The sequence below is a fragment of the Streptomyces sp. SCSIO 75703 genome (assembly GCF_036607905.1).
Taxonomy (GTDB): Bacteria; Actinomycetota; Actinomycetes; order Streptomycetales; family Streptomycetaceae; genus Streptomyces.
Genome location: NZ_CP144555.1, coordinates 4,885,517 through 4,900,509 on the forward strand (window position 1 = coordinate 4,885,517; position 14,993 = coordinate 4,900,509).

15 protein-coding genes and 1 tRNA gene are annotated in these 14,993 nt (G+C 76.6%); 9 read left to right on the forward strand and 7 right to left on the reverse strand.

What is annotated here, in order from left to right:
* Positions 1 to 150 precede the first annotated feature (150 nt).
* From VM636_RS21430 to VM636_RS21440, 3 genes are read left to right on the forward strand one after another with little or no spacing between them, the layout of a single operon-like run.
* Positions 151 to 1,344 (forward strand): HpcH/HpaI aldolase/citrate lyase family protein, encoded by a 1,194-nt coding sequence (locus VM636_RS21430; RefSeq protein WP_030423308.1) that lies wholly within the window; start codon positions 151 to 153, stop codon positions 1,342 to 1,344.
* Positions 1,341 to 3,920: a phosphoribosyltransferase gene (locus tag VM636_RS21435; RefSeq protein WP_030423309.1), complete on the forward strand. Its 2,580-nt coding sequence runs from the start codon at positions 1,341 to 1,343 to the stop codon at positions 3,918 to 3,920. Before VM636_RS21430 ends, VM636_RS21435 begins: the two co-directional genes overlap by 4 nt.
* Positions 3,917 to 4,735: a hypothetical protein gene (locus VM636_RS21440; protein ID WP_030423310.1), complete on the forward strand. Its 819-nt coding sequence runs from the start codon at positions 3,917 to 3,919 to the stop codon at positions 4,733 to 4,735. The genes VM636_RS21435 and VM636_RS21440 overlap by 4 nt, the downstream gene beginning before the upstream one ends.
* Before the next feature lie 6 nt (positions 4,736 to 4,741).
* Here VM636_RS21440 and VM636_RS21445 read toward each other — a convergent pair whose 3' ends face one another.
* From VM636_RS21445 to VM636_RS21455, 3 genes are all read right to left on the reverse strand, one after another.
* Positions 4,742 to 4,963, reverse strand: a complete 222-nt coding sequence (locus tag VM636_RS21445; protein ID WP_030423311.1) for a zinc ribbon domain-containing protein — start codon at positions 4,961 to 4,963, stop codon at positions 4,742 to 4,744.
* Positions 4,964 to 5,067: 104 nt separating this feature from the next.
* Positions 5,068 to 6,474: a hypothetical protein gene (locus VM636_RS21450; protein ID WP_037860047.1), complete on the reverse strand. Its 1,407-nt coding sequence runs from the start codon at positions 6,472 to 6,474 to the stop codon at positions 5,068 to 5,070.
* Positions 6,475 to 6,548: 74 nt separating this feature from the next.
* Complete coding sequence (locus VM636_RS21455; RefSeq protein ID WP_030423313.1) at positions 6,549 to 7,319, reverse strand: DUF4097 family beta strand repeat-containing protein; 771 nt, start codon at positions 7,317 to 7,319, stop codon at positions 6,549 to 6,551.
* A gap of 331 nt (positions 7,320 to 7,650) precedes the next feature.
* On the opposite strand from VM636_RS21455, the gene VM636_RS21460 reads away from it, so the two are divergent.
* The 3 genes from VM636_RS21460 (at position 7,651) to VM636_RS21470 (ending at position 8,965) form a co-directional block, all read left to right on the forward strand.
* Positions 7,651 to 7,725, forward strand: a tRNA-Val gene (locus VM636_RS21460).
* 80 nt (positions 7,726 to 7,805) lie between these two features.
* Positions 7,806 to 8,246 (forward strand): DUF6153 family protein, encoded by a 441-nt coding sequence (locus VM636_RS21465; RefSeq protein WP_199825432.1) that lies wholly within the window; start codon positions 7,806 to 7,808, stop codon positions 8,244 to 8,246.
* Between the two features lie 89 nt (positions 8,247 to 8,335).
* Positions 8,336 to 8,965 carry a DUF305 domain-containing protein gene (locus VM636_RS21470; protein WP_053912532.1) on the forward strand — a complete coding sequence of 210 codons (630 nt, stop codon included), beginning with the start codon at positions 8,336 to 8,338 and terminating at the stop codon, positions 8,963 to 8,965.
* A 16-nt stretch (positions 8,966 to 8,981) separates the two neighbouring features.
* Here the strand turns inward: VM636_RS21470 and VM636_RS21475 are convergent, their stop codons facing one another.
* A complete protein-coding gene (locus tag VM636_RS21475) occupies positions 8,982 to 9,350 on the reverse strand; it encodes a hypothetical protein (RefSeq protein ID WP_030421572.1) in 369 nt (122 codons plus the stop codon).
* A gap of 200 nt (positions 9,351 to 9,550) precedes the next feature.
* Here VM636_RS21475 and VM636_RS21480 point away from each other — a divergent pair, with 200 nt between their 5' ends.
* Entirely contained in the window at positions 9,551 to 9,784 is a 234-nt protein-coding gene (locus VM636_RS21480) for a DUF2277 family protein (protein ID WP_030421573.1), read from the forward strand.
* 43 nt (positions 9,785 to 9,827) lie between these two features.
* On the opposite strand, the gene VM636_RS21485 is transcribed toward VM636_RS21480, so the two are convergent.
* Positions 9,828 to 10,457 (reverse strand): VTT domain-containing protein, encoded by a 630-nt coding sequence (locus tag VM636_RS21485; RefSeq protein WP_030421574.1) that lies wholly within the window; start codon positions 10,455 to 10,457, stop codon positions 9,828 to 9,830.
* Between the two features lie 289 nt (positions 10,458 to 10,746).
* Positions 10,747 to 11,391, reverse strand: a complete 645-nt coding sequence (locus VM636_RS21490; RefSeq protein WP_053912533.1) for an HNH endonuclease family protein — start codon at positions 11,389 to 11,391, stop codon at positions 10,747 to 10,749.
* 401 nt (positions 11,392 to 11,792) lie between these two features.
* Between VM636_RS21490 and VM636_RS21495 the strand changes: the two genes are divergently transcribed.
* Both VM636_RS21495 and VM636_RS21500 read left to right on the forward strand, forming a co-directional pair.
* The gene (locus tag VM636_RS21495; RefSeq protein ID WP_030421576.1) at positions 11,793 to 12,374 is read left to right on the forward strand and encodes a TMEM165/GDT1 family protein; all 582 of its coding nucleotides are present in this window, start codon (positions 11,793 to 11,795) and stop codon (positions 12,372 to 12,374) included.
* 261 nt (positions 12,375 to 12,635) lie between these two features.
* Positions 12,636 to 13,295: an HAD-IA family hydrolase gene (locus tag VM636_RS21500; protein WP_030421577.1), complete on the forward strand. Its 660-nt coding sequence runs from the start codon at positions 12,636 to 12,638 to the stop codon at positions 13,293 to 13,295.
* A gap of 330 nt (positions 13,296 to 13,625) precedes the next feature.
* Here the strand turns inward: VM636_RS21500 and VM636_RS21505 are convergent, their stop codons facing one another.
* Positions 13,626 to 14,462 carry a peptidoglycan-binding domain-containing protein gene (locus tag VM636_RS21505; RefSeq protein ID WP_234340350.1) on the reverse strand — a complete coding sequence of 279 codons (837 nt, stop codon included), beginning with the start codon at positions 14,460 to 14,462 and terminating at the stop codon, positions 13,626 to 13,628.
* Positions 14,463 to 14,993 lie beyond the last annotated feature (531 nt).

Sequence of the window (14,993 nt, forward strand, 5' to 3'; positions counted from 1 at the left end):
TCATGTCCCCGCGCACCGGGCCGCCCGCCGTCCCACGGCCGGTCACCTGGATTTCCTGTGCGGCGGGAACCGCCGACACGGTCACGTACGTACTATTACCGGTCACCTTCGGACAGTTCCAGGTGGCCCAGTCACCACGGGGGAGTACACATGCGTCATTTCGGCCACATCGCTCCTGAGGTGCGCAGGCGCCTCTTCCACCAGGAGCCCTGTGCCTTCACGGCCGACTCCCCGGCCCGGCTGCTCTCCGCCGCCCTCGGCGCCACCCTCTACAGCCCGGCCACCCGCCCGCACCTCGCCGACGACGTCCTCAAGCAGGCCGCCCACGGGGTGGTGTCGATGGTGCTGTGCCTGGAGGACTCGATCGGTGACGCCGACGTGCCGGCCGGCGAGGAGAACCTCGTCCGCCACCTCACCGACCTGGCCGCCCGGCCCGGCGCGCGGGTGCCACTGCTCTTCATACGGGTCCGCACCCCCGGGCAGATAACCGACCTGACCGCCCGCCTCGGCCCCGCGGCCCACCTGCTCTCCGGCTTCGTCCTGCCCAAGTTCACCGGCGAGCGCGGACTGCCCTTCCTGGAGGCGCTCGCCGGCGCCGAGGCGGCGAGCGGACGCCGGCTGTTCGCCATGCCGGTCCTGGAATCGCCCGACCTGCTCTACCAGGAGACGCGCGTCCCCACCCTGGAGGGCATCTTCCGCGCCGTCGACAAGTACCGCGACCGCGTCCTCGCCCTGCGCCTCGGCGTCACCGACTTCTGCTCCTCCTACGGGCTGCGCCGCGCCTCCGACATGACCGCCTACGACATCCAGATCGTCGCCTCCGTCATCGCCGACGTGGTCAACGTGCTCGGCCGCGCCGACGGCACCGGGTTCACCGTCACCGGGCCGGTGTGGGAGTACTTCCGGGTCCAGGAGCGGATGTTCAAGCCGCAGTTGCGGCAGAGCCCCTTCCTGGAGGTCAAGGCCGCCGCGCTGCGCCAGCGGCTGATCGACCACGCCATGGACGGACTGCTGCGGGAGATCTCCCTCGACCAGGCCAACGGACTGCTCGGCAAGACCTGCATCCACCCCTCCCACGTCCTGCCCGTGCACGCGCTGTCCGTCGTCAGCCACGAGGAGTACTGCGACGCCCGCGACATCCTGCGCCCCGAGCGCGACGGCGGGGGCGTGCTGCGGTCGGCGTACACGAACAAGATGAACGAGGTGAAGCCGCACCGCGCCTGGGCCGAGCGGACGCTGCTGCGCGCCGAGGCATTCGGGGTGGCCAACGAGGACATCGGCTTCGTGGAACTCCTCGGCGCCGGACTCACCGACGGAACCGACCGCACCGCGGGGGACGCGTGAACGACATCCAGGGCACGGCGGCGGACGGCCGCCCCGGCGTCTGGTCCGGGAGCTGGGTCGCGCGGCGGCTCGGCGTGGAACTCGACGGCGACGACACGCTGACGGGGCTCCTGGGGCTCGCCCTGCGCCGCAACCCCAAGCGGGCGCACCTGCTCGTCTCCCACGTGCTCGGCAAGCACGTCCCGCAGTCCCCCTCGGTCGTCCACGGCCACGGCGTCGCGCTCGGCCGGCGCGTGCGCGGACTGCTCGGCCCCGAGGAGGCCGCCCGCTGCGTCGTCCTCGGCTACGCGGAGACCGCCACCGGGCTCGGCCACTCGGTCGCCGACGGCCTGGGCGGCGCCTCCTACCTGCACTCCACCCGGCGCCCGGTGCCCGGCGTCCGGCAGGCGGGCGGCTTCGAGGAGTCCCACTCCCACGCCACCTCCCACCTGCTGCTGCCCGAGGACCCGGAACTGCTCGCCGGGACGGGACCGCTGGTCCTCGTCGACGACGAGTTCTCCACCGGCAACACGGTCCTCAACACCGTCCGCGCCCTGCACGCCCGCTACCCGCGCGAGCGGTACGTCGTCGTCGCCCTGGTCGACATGCGCTCACCCGCCGACGCCGGGCGCCTGGACGGCTTCGCCCGGGACATCGGCGCCCGCGTGGACCTGGTCGCGACGGCCTCGGGCACGGTGCGGCTGCCGCCGGACGTCCTGGAGAGGGGCCGCGCACTCGTCGCCCGGTACGAGGCGGCGTCCCCGGCGCAGCCCCCGCCGGGGACGGGGGACGCCCCCGGCGGGGCCGTCGGCACGCCGGCCGTCGGCCGCCGCGCGGACGACACGCCGGACGGCGGCGGCCCCGCCGGGCGGGCCGGTCCCGGTGCCGCCCCGGGCGGCGTCCGGCGCGTCGACCTGGGATGGCCCGCCGGACTGCCCGACGGCGGACGGCACGGCTTCACGCCCGCGCACCGCGCGCGGCTGGAGACGGCCCTGCCCGCCATGGCCGCCCGGATCGCCGCAGCCCTGCCGGCCGGAGCCCGCCGCGTCCTCGTCCTCGGCTCCGAGGAGCTGATGTACGCCCCGCTGCGCCTCGCCCACGAACTGGAGCGCACCGGCGGCGCCGAGGTCCGCTTCTCCACCACCACCCGCTCGCCCGTCCTCGCCGTCGACGACCCCGGGTACGCGATCCGCACCCGCCTGGTCTTCCCCGCCCACGACGACCCCGCCGACGGCCCCGGCGAGCGCTACGCCTACAACGTCGCCGGCAACGGCTTCGACACCGTCGTCGCCGTCGTCGACTCCGCCGCCGACACGCCCGCGCTGCACGCCCCCGGCGGTCTGGCGGACCGGCTCGCCGCGCACGTCCCGCACGTCCTGCTCGCCGTCGTCCCGTCCTACCGCCCGCGAGCCCCGCACGTCCCCGAAAGGCCCCCGATGCTGCCCGACCCCCTGCGCGGCCCCGCCTTCTCCTCGTACGACCCCGACGAGGTCGGCTGGCTGCTCCAGGACCTCTCGGAGGTGACCCTGGAGGCGCCCACCGAGGAGCGCGAGGAGGCGATCCAGCGCGGCGGCGCGCACTACGCCGAGTCGCTGCCCGTCGAGTACCAGCCCAGCGCGCGCTACCGGGAGCTGTTCCACTCGGCGCTGGAGACCTCCGCGCACCGGCTGGCACGGGCCGTCGGCGCCGTCACCGAACTCGTCCTCGCCGAGCGCTCCCCCCGGCCCGTCCTGGTCTCCCTGGCCCGCGCCGGGACCCCGGTCGGCATCCTCATGCGCCGCTGGGCCCGCTTCCGCCACGGACTGGACCTCCCGCACTACGCGGTCTCCATCGTGCGGGGCCGCGGCATCGACGCCAACGCGCTGCGCTGGCTGGCCGCCCACCACGACCCGGCCGACGTCGTCTTCGTCGACGGCTGGACCGGCAAGGGCGCCATCACCCGCGAACTCGCCGACGCCCTGCGCGACTTCGAGGCCCGCGAGGGCGTCACCGGCTTCGACCCGGAGATCGCCGTCCTGGCCGACCCCGGCTCCTGCGTACGCACCTACGGCACCCGCGACGACTTCCTCATCCCGTCCGCGTGCCTCAACTCCACCGTCTCCGGGCTGATATCGCGCACCGTGCTCCGCGCCGACCTGGTCGGACCGCACGACTTCCACGGCGCCAAGTTCTACCGCGACCTGGCCGGCGCCGACCTCTCCCGGGACTTCCTCGACGCGGTCTCGGCCCGCTTCCCGGAGGCCGCCGACGCCGCCCTCGACCGGGCCAAGGACCTCCTCGCCGCCGACCGGACGCCCACCTGGGCGGGCTGGGCGGCCGTGGAGCGCATCAGCGAGGAGTACGGCATCCACGACGTCAACCTCGTCAAGCCCGGCGTCGGCGAGACCACCCGGGTGATGCTGCGCCGGGTGCCGTGGAAGGTGCTGGCCCGCACCGGCGCGGGCGCCGACCTGGACCACGTGCGCCTGCTCGCCGCCCAGCGGGGCGTCCCCGTCGAGGAGGTCGACGGGCTGCCGTACACCTGCGTCGGCCTCGTCCACCCCCGCTACACGCGCGGCGCGACCGGCGCCGACGGCACGGCGGTGACGGCCGGATGACCGTCCTCGTCGCCAGCGACCTCGACCGCACCCTCGTCTACTCCGCCGCCGCCCTCGGCCTGACCGTGCCCGACGAGCGGGCGCCCCGGCTGCTCTGCGTCGAGGTCTACGAGGGCCGGCCGCTGTCCTACCTGACCGAGACGGCCGCGGGGCTGCTCGCCGAACTCGCCGGCCGCGCGCACTTCGTACCGGCCACCACCCGCACCCCCGCCCAGTACGGGCGCATCCGCCTGCCCGGCCCGCCGCCGCGCCACGCGGTCTGCGCCAACGGCGGCCACCTGCTGGTCGACGGCGTCCCCGACCCCGACTGGCACGCGCGCGTGAGGGCACGGCTCGCCGCCGAGTGCGCGCCCCTCGCCGAGGTCCGCGACCACCTCGCGCGCACCGCCGACCCGGCGTGGACGCGCAAGCACCGGGTCGCCGACGACCTCTTCGCCTACCTGGTCGTCGAGCGCGACCTGCTGCCCGAGGGGTGGGTGAAGGAACTCGCCGCCTGGGCCGGGGAACGCGGCTGGGGCGTCTCCCTCCAGGGCCGCAAGCTCTACGCCGTCCCCCGGCCGCTCACCAAGAGCGCCGCCGTGCGCGAGGTGGCCCGCCGCACCGGCGCCGGGCCCGTGCTCGCCGCCGGGGACTCGCTCCTGGACGCCGACCTGCTGCTCGCCGCCGACCGGGGCTGGCGCCCGGCCCACGGCGAACTCGCCGACTCCGGCTGGCACGCCCCGGCCGTCACCGCCCTGCCGGAGCGGGGGGTGGCCGCCGGGGAGCGCATCCTGCGGGAGTTCCTGGACGCGGTGGGCGGCCCGGCGGCAGGCTGAGCCGCGTCAGCCGCAGCATCCCCCGCCGCAGCAGCCGCCGCCCCCGCCCGAGGGCCGGGGCGCCGCGGCGGGCGCGGAGGAGGTGCCGCCGACGGCGACCGTCGACAGCAGCTTCACCGTGTCGTCGTGGCCCGCGGGGCAGGCGGCGGGGGCGGAGGACTCGGCCATGGGACGGCTCAACTCGAAGGTGTCGCCACAGCTTCGGCAGCGGTACTCGTAACGAGGCATGCGCCCAGGTTAGCCGGGGCCCGCCCCGGCGGGACCGGCCGCGCCCCGCGGGACCGGGGCACGTGCGCCGGGGGGCCGCCCGCGGAGGGGGCGGTCCGTCGCCGTCACCGGCCCGCGCCGCGCTCCTCGCGGATCTCCGACACGACCCGGGCCACCGTCCGCCGCACCGCGTCCGTCTCGGTGAGGAAGTGCCAGTAGTCGGGGTGGCGGCCCTCCAGGCCGGCGACCGCGCGCTCCAGCCGGGCCACGGCGTCGTCGAGGGGCCGGGCGTGCCGGGGCTCGGGGGTGGTGCGGCCCGCCATGGCCAGCCGCTGGGCGTCGCGGATCGCGAACCGGGTCCGCTCGACCTCCTGCCCCGGGTCCTTCTGCACCGCGTTGAGCTGCCGCAGCCGGTCCCCGGCGGCGGAGACCGCCTCGTCGGTGCCGTTCAGCAGTTCCCGGGCGGTCGACAGCAGGCCGGTGGCGTCCGCCCAGCGCTGTTCGGCGCGGGCGGTCCGGGCCTCGGCGAGCCTCTCCTCGGCCTGGCGGACCGAGGCGGCGGCCTGGTCCGGGACCTGCTGGAGGTCCTGCCAGCAGGCGGCCGTGAAGCGGCGCCGCAGTTCGCTCAGGACCGGCTCCACCTGTCCGGCGCGGGTGGTCAGCGCCTGGGCGCGGGTGCGCAGGGTGACCAGGCGGCGGTCGATCTCGGCGGCCCGCTCGGGCAGCCGCCCGGCTTCGGCGCGTACCGCCTCGGCCTCCCGCGTGACGCGTTCGGCCCGCTCCAGGGTCTGCGGCAGCCCGTGGCGGCCGGCGCCCTCGTTCAGCCGGGTCAGCTCCGGGCCGAGGGCGGCGAGCCGGGCGGCGAGGTCGTCGGCGCCGAGCCCGGCGGCGCGGGCCGCGTCCAGGGCGTTCGAGGCGGCGAGCAGCGCCTGCCGGGCCCGTTCGACGGCGGGCGCCAGCCGGGCGAGCTGGGTCTCGGCCTTGCCGAGCAGCGGGCCGAGGCCGGCCGCGTAGTGGTCGAGGTCCCGCCGGACCCGGTCCAGGTCGTCCTTGGCACGGGTGAGTTCGGTGCGGGCCCGCGCGGCGGCCGACGCCTCCAGGTCGTCCCGGTCGAGGTCGTGGGCGTCCACGGCCTCGATGTAGTGGTGGCTGACCGCGTCGATGGTCCGGCCCAGCGCCGCGAACTGCTCGACGGCCTGCCGGGCGGCGGGGGAGGAGTCGACGGCGGCGATCGTCTCGACGGAGATCCGCAGCTCGCGCTGGGCGGTGTCCAGTTCGTAGAAGGCCGCGGCGGCGGCGTCCTTCGCGGCCTGCGCCTGCGCCCGCTGGCTCTCCGCGCGCCCCCCGAACCAGCGCCGGGTGCCGCCGCCCGCGAAGGCGGCGGGCAGCGCCAGCGCGGCGAGCAGCGGGAGGCCGAGCAGGGTGACCGCGTCGCGCAGCGCGCCCGGCGGGCGCCGGGGCGCGGAGGGGCGCGGCGGGTGTGGTGCGCACGGCACCATCGGCGAGTTCGGCTGCGATGGTGTCGCCGTCACATCCCTCTCCCGTGTCGTCCGTCTTCCCGGGTCGGTCCATTGTCCCACCCGGCAAGGACGAACACACGGCCCGGTCAGTCCGCCGTGCGCACCGTGATCGAGCCGTCCTTGGTGCGGACGTCCAGGACGTGCGGGCTGGCGTCGTCGCGCCGCACGTCGGCCCGCACCGACCCGTCGCCGGTGCGGGTCGTCAGCTTGTACGCGGCCTCCGGCACGGTCACCGACACCGACCCGTCACCGCTCTGCGCCCGCACCCCGTCCGGTACGGCGCCCAGGGTCAGGCGCACCGACCCGTCGCCGGTGCGCGCGTCGACCCGCCGCGCGGAGACCTCGGCGCGCAGCGACCCGTCGTCGGTGCGCAGCCGCAGCGGCCCGGTGCTGTCGGTGACGTGCAGGGAGCCGTCCTTGGTACGGATGTCCAGGGGGTCCCGGAACCCGCTCGCCCGTACGCTGCCGTCACCGTCCCGCACCGTGACGGCGACGCCGCGCGGCACCTCGATCCGGTACCGGGCCGAGCAGTCGGCGATGAAGCCGGAGCAGCGCATCCGCAGCACCAGCCGGTCCTCGGTCATCCGCCAGCTCACCTCCGGGTCCTTGCCGAGGGTGACCGAGCCCGAGAACCACCGGGTCACCTCGATCCTCCCGTCGGCCGCCCGGCCGCCGGCGACGACCTCCAGCGCCGCGTCGTCCGAGTCGACGGTGAGCGTCTTCCCCGGCAGGGCGAAGGAGCGGTGCTCGGGGTCCTTGTCGTCCTCGGCGGAGGCGCAGCCGACGAGGCCCGCCAGCAGCACGGCGACGGTGCCGGCGGCGGCCAGCGCGCGGGCGGGAACGGTACGGACGGTCATGACGGGTCTTCTCCCCCTGGGCGGACGGCTGCGTGCCGCGCCGGGCGGGCGCCCGTCCTGTCGGCGGGCCCGTTCGGCGAGGCTCTACGACCGTACGGAGCACGGCTCTTGGAGGGCATCCGGGCCGCTCCCGGATCCGGGGTGGGGTTAACCCCAGGCCGGGACGGCGGCGGCCCGGCGGACGCGCGGACGGGGCGCGGCGCGGGGGTCCTTCCGGGGGGCCGGGGGCGTGGGCGGGGGTGTGGCGGACGGTCCGCGGGCCGGGGCGGAGGGGGCGGGCGGGGGTTTTGCGGGAGGGGCGCCGGGGCCATGTAGGCTGTCGACTCGTCCTGGGTGCGTAGCTCAGGGGTAGAGCGCCTGCCTTACAAGCAGGATGTCGGCGGTTCGAAACCGTCCGCGCCCACCAGGACCGGCGGCCGTGCCGGAGCGGGGCCCCCGGAGATCTTCCGGGGGCCCCGCGCGTGCGCCCGCGGCCCCCTCCCTAGGATGCTGTCCGTGAGCACCCCCGAGCCCTCCGTCCGCCGCCCGCCCGTGTGGTGGTGGCGTGCCGTGTGCCTGCTCGGCGTGCTCGCCGGAGTGCTGGGGATGCACGGCCTGGCCCCCGGCGGCGGTCTGCCCCCGGAACACCCCGCCCCGTACGCCGCCGCGCCCCGGCACGTTCCCGGGCCCGCCGTGCCGGCGTCCGTGCTGCCCGTGACGGTCCACGCCTGCGCCGCGGAGGACGGGTCCGGCGGGGGGCGGTTGCGCCACGCCGACGCGGCCTGCGCGTCCGGCGCGCTCGCCGCCGGGCCGGCGCTGCCCGCGCTCGTCCCGGACCCGGTGGCCGCGCCCGCGCGCCACGGGGCCGCGCACTCCCGTACCGCGGGGGCGCCCGACGCGGCGCGCGCCCCGCCCTCCCTGGCCGAACTCCAACTGCTGCGGATATAGACGCCGCCCCCGCCCGCACCGCCCGGCCGAGACCGCGCGGTGCGGCACACCGGCACGTCGACGATCCGATTCCCCGCAGGAGTTCACGCATGAGCAGCATCCGTACCCTGACGCGCCGTACCGCCCTGGCGGCGGCCGGTGTCACCGTGGCCCTCGTCCTCGCCGCCTGCGGCGGCGAGAGCGGTGGCCGCAGCGGGCAGGAGGGCCCGCAGACCTCCCCGTCCGCGAGCGCCGAGGCCGGCACGGACGTGCACAACGGCCGCGACGTCGCCTTCGCGCAGGGCATGATCCCGCACCACCGGCAGGCGCTGGACATGGCGCGCATGGTCGCCGGGCGCTCCGCGTCGGCCGAGGTCGAGGACCTCGCCGCCCGGATCGAGAAGGCGCAGGACCCGGAGATCACCACCATGACCGGGTGGCTGGAGTCCTGGGGCGAGGAGGTGCCCGCCGAGACCTCCGGCGCCGGCCACGCGGGCCACGAGGGCATGCCCGGGATGATGGACGACCGGGAGATGACCGAGCTGGAGGGGGCCTCCGGCGCGGACTTCGACCGGATGTTCCTGACCATGATGATCGCGCACCACGAGGGCGCGGTGGAGATGGCCGAGACCGAACTCGCCGAGGGACGGCACGGACCCTCCCGAGCCATGGCGGAGGACGTCGTCTCGGCGCAGATCGCCGAGATCGCCGAGATGAGGAAGCTCCTCGGCGAGGGCTGACCCGGCTCCGCCGCGGCTACGGGCCCTGTCCGGGCGCCGCCTCGCCGGCGGCCCCGGGCGGGGTCCCGGGCGTCCGCTTCAGCTCGGCACGGCCGCGCACGCGGTCGGGTCCGGTGACCTCGGACCAGTAGCGGTGGGTGCTCACGAAGACGGCCAGCTCGCGCTCGCGCCGGCGCAGCTTCTCCACCTCCGCCTGCTCGTCCGCGGACCAGCCGGGGGAGGCGGGACGCTCGACCTTGCGCCAGCCGTTGTCGTCGCTGAAGCCGTCCCGTGGTTCCACCGACCAGGGGAGCCTCTTCAGCAGGGCCGACAGCTCGGCCCGGACCTGATGAAGTTCCTCCTGACCGGCGAGGAGATCACTGGGGAAGTCATAGGTCGCAGCCACACCGCAATGATACGCCTGTTCGATTTAAGGGCGCGCGTTCCCCGGGCCCCTTCACGCGAACGAGTGGCGGGCCGCTGTCCGTTCCGGGCGAGTCCGGATGTCGGACCCCTGTCCTACCGTGGAGGGCGTGGGAGCCGGCGGCCTACGCCCGCCCGAGGGCCGGCGGGCGGCTCCGCGGACCGACGCAGGAGGGTGACGCCATGTGCCGCAGCATCAAGACGCTCCGACCGCCCGCGCTGGCCGAGGAGGCCACCGAGGAGGAGATCCGGGCCGCCGCCCTGCAGTACGTGCGCAAGGTCTCGGGGTTCCGCGCCCCGGCCGCGCACAACCGGGAGGTCTTCGACCGTGCCGTGGAGGCCGTCACCGCGGCCACCGCCCAGTTGCTGGACGACCTGGAGGTGCGCGGCGCCGCGCCCGCCCGCCGGGCGGGATGAGGCGGGCGAGGCGCCGGAGACGAGGGGGCGGGGGGCGGAGTCCCTACGCGGCCTGGGGCTGGCGGCGCATCAGGTAGGCGGCGCCCGCCCCCGCGGCGAACAGCGCGGCCAGCGACACCCCCGCCGCCAGCCAGCTCGCGCCGAGCCACGCGCCGCCGAAGTAGCCGAGGGCCACGCTGTACGCGGCCCAGGCCAGCCCCGCGAGCGCGGACCAGGGCAGGAACTCGCGCGCCCTGCGGTGCGCGGACCCGGCGACGAGCGAGACGACCGAGCGGCCGGCCGGGGCGAAGCGGGCCAGGACGACGAGCGCGCCGCCGCCGCGGGCCAGTGCGCCGCCGAGGCGTTCCTGCGCGCTGGTCAGCCGGCGGGAGCGGGCGATGGCCCGGTCCAGGCGCGGCCCGCCGCGCCAGGCGAGCCGGTAGACGACGAGGTCGCCGACGACGGAGGCGGTGGTGGCGCACAGCAGGAGGACCAGGATGTCCGGCACGTCGTGCGGGACCCGGCCGGCCGCCGCCGCGCCCGAGCCGGCCGCCGCCGCGGTGGCCGCGGTGATCACCAGGACCCCGCTCGGCAGCAGCGGGAGGAAGACGTCCAGGAGGACCGAGACGCCCACCAGCGCGTAGATCCACGGGCTGCTGACCAGCGACCCGATGCTTCCCAGGCTCTCGACCACCACGACTCCCCGTGCATCCCCCGTGGGCCGGACCGTGCCGCGGTGCGGGGGACGGCAGGAGCGGCTCCTGACAGCCATACAGCCTACGCGGCGGGCGGGACACAAGATTCACAGGGGGCTTGTGTGTTCGGCACGGGATATTCACCCCGCCGTCGGAGCGGACCGGCGGCACCGGCCCGGCGCCGGACAGTGCGCCGGATCGCGTGCCGGACAGGGTGCCGGCGCCGCACACGGGGCCGCCCTCCCCCGGGCCGGACGGGGGAGGGCGGGCGGTTCGGCGTGCCGGGCGTCAGCAGCCGGCGAGCCGGTTCGTGAGCGCCGTCTTCTCGGCGGTGTCGACCGAGAGGCCGTAGTAGTACTTCACCTGCACCCAGGCGCGCACGTAGGTGCAGTGGTAGGCGGCCCGGGGCGGCATCCACTCGGCCGGGTCCTTGTCGCCCTTGGACTGGTTCACGGTGTCGGTGACGGCGAGGAGCTGAGGACGTGTCAGGTCGTTGGCGAACGCCTGGCGCTGGGCCGTGGTCCAGGCGCTCGCGCCGGAGTCCCACGCCTCGGCCAGCGGGACGAGGTGGTCGATGTCGACGTCGGAGGCGGCGGTCCAGGTGGCCCCGTCGAAGGGCGAGTACCAACTGCCGCTGGTGGCGGCGCAGGCGGCGTCGGTGACGACGTTGGTGCCGTCGCGTTTGAGGACGGTCTCGCGGGTGTTGCAGGTGCCGGACTGCGTGATCCAGTGGGGGAAGAGGTCGCGCTTGTAGCCGGTGCGGTTCTCGGGGGCCACCTTCAGGGAGGCGAGGTAGCCGCGGGCGGTGGCGGCGCTGACCGGCGTGGGGAGGGCGGCGGAGGCGGCCGGACCGTGGAAGAGCCCGGCGGAGGCTATGAGTCCGGTGAGCGCGGCGAGGACGGCGAACCGTCGACGCGCGTAGAGCTTCGGCATGCGAACTCCCTTGTGGTGTGGGGGTGTCGGGACGCGGGCGAGGGGAATGCTCGCGGCACCGGATGGCGCGCGGGTGTGCGGCTGGTAAGAAGTTAATGACACGTGCATGACACGTCCAGGGGCGGCGGGACTTTCGTCCCTCGAAGCCGGCCGGCGGTTCGCGTACCATGGGCGGCGCAGAAGGGGAGTAGCTCTTCGCCGGACCGTCGACACACTGCTCAGCTCGCCTGAGCCGGCGCCCGGAGGCGGACCTCGGTCACGGGGTCGGCCAGCGAGACCTTCGGCAAGCAGTGCGCGTTCCCGCCGGGCGGCGGGGACGATCAAGTGTGCTGCCGTGCCGAGGTGTCGTGACCGCAGGACCCACACTCTCGGCGGGGCGGCCCCGACCGATAGAGGACCTCTTGATCAGCTTCACCGTGACGGCGATCGTCTTCGGCGTCGTCTTCCTCGCCGAACTCCCGGACAAGACCGCCCTCGCCGGCCTCGTCCTCGGCACCCGTTACCGCGCGTCCTACGTCTTCGCCGGCGTGGCCGCCGCGTTCGCCCTGCACGTCGTGCTGGCGGTGGCGGCGGGCAGTGTCCTGACCCTGCTGCCGCAGCAGATCGTGCACGCGGTGACCGGCGCGCTCTTCCTGGGCGGGGCGGCGATGCTCCTGCTGAAGAAGGACGACGGGGACGAGGAGGTCCGCCGGCCCGAGGACCAGTCCTTCTGGAAGGTCGCCGGAGCGGGCTTCATGCTCATCCTGGTCGCCGAGTTCGGCGACCTCACCCAGATCATGACGGCCAACCTGGCGGCCCGTTACGACGACCCGGTCTCCGTCGGCCTGGGCGCAGTGCTCGCCCTGTGGGCCGTGGCCGGGCTCGGCATCGTCGGCGGACGGGCGCTCATGAAGCGTGTGCCGCTGGGGCTCATCACGAAGATCGCCGCACTGCTCATGACCGGCCTGGGCGTGTGGAGCCTGTGGGAGGCGGCCACCGCGTGAGGGCGGCCGGGGCCGTCCGGCCCGGGGGAATGTTCCCGCGGGTCCAGCCCGGCCCGGGGGAGTGTTCCCGCCGGTCCGCCCCGCCCCGGGTGAGTGTTCGCCCGGGGCCGGTGGCGCGAAGCGCGACCTCTTTTGTACCGTGGAGGAACAAAGTGGCTCCCGCCCGTTTTCCCTGACCGGCGGGCGGGGCCACCTTGTCCCCCCGGACCGCACGGCGGGCTCCGCCGTCCGCGCCGCTTCCCCCCGCCCTGGAGACCGCCGATGACGGCCACGCCCTCGCTCACCGCCCGCGCCCTCCTGCTCGACATGGACGGCACCCTCGTCAACTCGGACGCCGCCGTCGAGCGGGTCTGGCGGCGCTGGGCCGACCGGCACGGACTCGACGGCGAGGAGGTGATGAAGGTCGTCCACGGCCGCCAGGGCTACGCCTCCATGGCGCTGCTGCTGCCGGACCGCCCCATGGAGCAGAACCACGCGGACAACGCCCGCATGCTCGCCGCGGAGACCGCCGACACCGACGGCGTCGTGGCGATCCCGGGCGCGGAGGCTTTCCTCGCCTCGCTGGCCGGGCTGCCGCACGCGCTGGTGACCTCCGCCGACGCCGCCCTGGCCGGCGCGCGGATGGCCGCCGCCGGGCTCGCCCTGCCGGACGTCCGCGTCACCGCCGAATCGGTCGGCGCGAGCAAGCCCGACCCCGAGGGCTTCCTCAAGGGCGCCGCCGAACTGGGCGTCGCGCCCGCCGACTGCGTCGCCTTCGAGGACTCCGCCGCGGGCATCGCCGCCGCGCGGGCCGCCGGGATGCGGGTCGTCGGCGTCGGCCCCCGGGCCGGTGCCCACCGTCCCGACGTGACCGTGCCCGACCTGACCCGCGTCCGGGTCACGCCGACGGAGGACGGGACGCTGCGGCTCGACGTGGGCTGAGGGGGCCGGACCGGGGCGAGGCGGCCTGCCGCCGGGCCGCGGGCTCGCCGGTGCCGGTCCGCCGCCCCGCCGCACCGGCGGGCGAGCCGTGCGGCGGGGCGGTGCGTCGCGGTTCCGGCCGGGCGCCCGCCGGGGCCGCGGGACGGCCGGGGCCGCCGGACCCGCCGAGTCGCCAGTCTCCCGGGTCCCGTGCTCCCCGGGGCCGTACACCCGGTCCCGTGCTCCCGGGGCCGTACTCCCGGTCCCGTACGGGACCGCCGGGCCCATGGGCCACCGGGGCACCGCATCCCCGGGCCCTCGGACCTCTCGTCGGCGTCCCGGTCCCCGGGGTCAGGGGGTGCGGGTCTCCGCCTCCAGGGCGCGGCGGGTGTCGGGGCCGTAGACGCCGAGGCCGTCGCCGCGGATGCCGCGCGCCCACTGGTAGACGCGCACCGAGTCCTCGACCTGGTGGGTGTAACTGCCGTTGATCCGGCCCGTGTACAGGTGCAGTTGGTTCAGCCGCTGTTGCAACTCCGTCACGGCGGGGCCGCGGCTGCCCCGGCTGAGGACCGGGCCGCCGTCCTCGTCCGGGGCCGGGCCCACCGGGTCGGCCGTCGGCGTGGCCGGTGCCGACGTCGGCGGGGCGGTCGGCTCCCGTGACGCCGTCGCCGGTGCCGTGGGGCTCGCCGTGGCCGGCGCGGAGGCCGAGGGCGCCGTGCTCGTGCCGGCCTCCACCGGTGCGGAGGCCGGCGGCGACACGGTCGGCGACGGGCTCGCCGTGCCGCTCGGCGCGACGGCGGACGCCTCGGGCGTGCCGGACACGGTGTCCGGGACGCTCGCCCGGACCTCGTCCGGCAGGGCCCCGTTCCGCGAGGGCGACTCGTAGGAGAACAGCCCGGCGGCGTACCCGGCCGCGCCCACCACGGCGACGACCGCGCCGGCCGCGCCCAGCAGCACGCCCCGGCGCCGTCGGCGCGGGGCCGGCGTGTCGCCGGTGCCCGGCGCGGCGGGGGCCGCGGGCCCTCCGGGCGTGGCGAGTCCGGCGGCGGGCGGGATCGGCAGCGTCCCCGTGTCGAACATGCGCACATCGCGCGAGTCGGGGGTGCCGCCGGACGGGGCGAGCGGGGTGGGCAGCGCGGAGCCCGTGGCGGCGGGCGGGGGCGGCGCGGCGGCGACACGCAGCGCCATGGTCGTCTCCGGGTCCGGGACGGGTGTGCCGGGCGTGCCGGGCGGGAGACCGCCGGCCGGGCCGGCGGGCGGCGGGGGAGTCGTACGCCCCGGAACGGGCCCGCCGGGGGCCTCGGCGGTGTGGTGCGGGTCCGGTGTGCCGGACGGATGCGGGGCGGGCGGGGCCCCGGGCGTGTCGCCGGAGGGCGCCGGTGGCGCGGGCGGTGGCGCGGTGCCGAGGGTCCGCAGCGGCATCGTGCCTTCCGGGCCGGCGCCCGGGGCCTCTCCGGGCGCCCCGTCCGGGGGCGTGCTCTTCGCCGGTTCGGCGCCCTCGGAGGGCGGTACGGGCGAGGGCGGGGGTGCCGCCGTGCCGGGGGCGCCGTCCAACTCCACGTACGGGCGTATGCGCAGCGGGGTGAAGTCCTCGGCGGCGGCCGCCTGCGCCGTACGGGCGTCGCGCAGCGCCTCGGCCGCCCGCGAACCACAGCCGCAGGAGGGCGTCCGGTCCGGGTTCCGGGGCGCCGCGCACCCGGGGCAGGCGTGTCCCGGCCC

Coding starts and splice junctions, on each gene's coding strand:
- VM636_RS21430 (WP_030423308.1), top strand. CDS start 151: ATGCGTCATTTCGGCCACATCGCTCCTGAGGTGCGCAGGCGCCTCTTC.
- VM636_RS21500 (WP_030421577.1), top strand. CDS start 12,636: ATGACGGCCACGCCCTCGCTCACCGCCCGCGCCCTCCTGCTCGACATG.
- VM636_RS21490 (WP_053912533.1), bottom strand. CDS start 11,391: ATGCCGAAGCTCTACGCGCGTCGACGGTTCGCCGTCCTCGCCGCGCTC.
- VM636_RS21445 (WP_030423311.1), bottom strand. CDS start 4,963: ATGCCTCGTTACGAGTACCGCTGCCGAAGCTGTGGCGACACCTTCGAG.
- VM636_RS21455 (WP_030423313.1), bottom strand. CDS start 7,319: ATGACCGTCCGTACCGTTCCCGCCCGCGCGCTGGCCGCCGCCGGCACC.
- VM636_RS21505 (WP_234340350.1), bottom strand. CDS start 14,462: ATGGCGCTGCGTGTCGCCGCCGCGCCGCCCCCGCCCGCCGCCACGGGC.
- VM636_RS21440 (WP_030423310.1), top strand. CDS start 3,917: ATGACCGTCCTCGTCGCCAGCGACCTCGACCGCACCCTCGTCTACTCC.
- VM636_RS21465 (WP_199825432.1), top strand. CDS start 7,806: ATGCTGTCCGTGAGCACCCCCGAGCCCTCCGTCCGCCGCCCGCCCGTG.
- VM636_RS21480 (WP_030421573.1), top strand. CDS start 9,551: ATGTGCCGCAGCATCAAGACGCTCCGACCGCCCGCGCTGGCCGAGGAG.
- VM636_RS21470 (WP_053912532.1), top strand. CDS start 8,336: ATGAGCAGCATCCGTACCCTGACGCGCCGTACCGCCCTGGCGGCGGCC.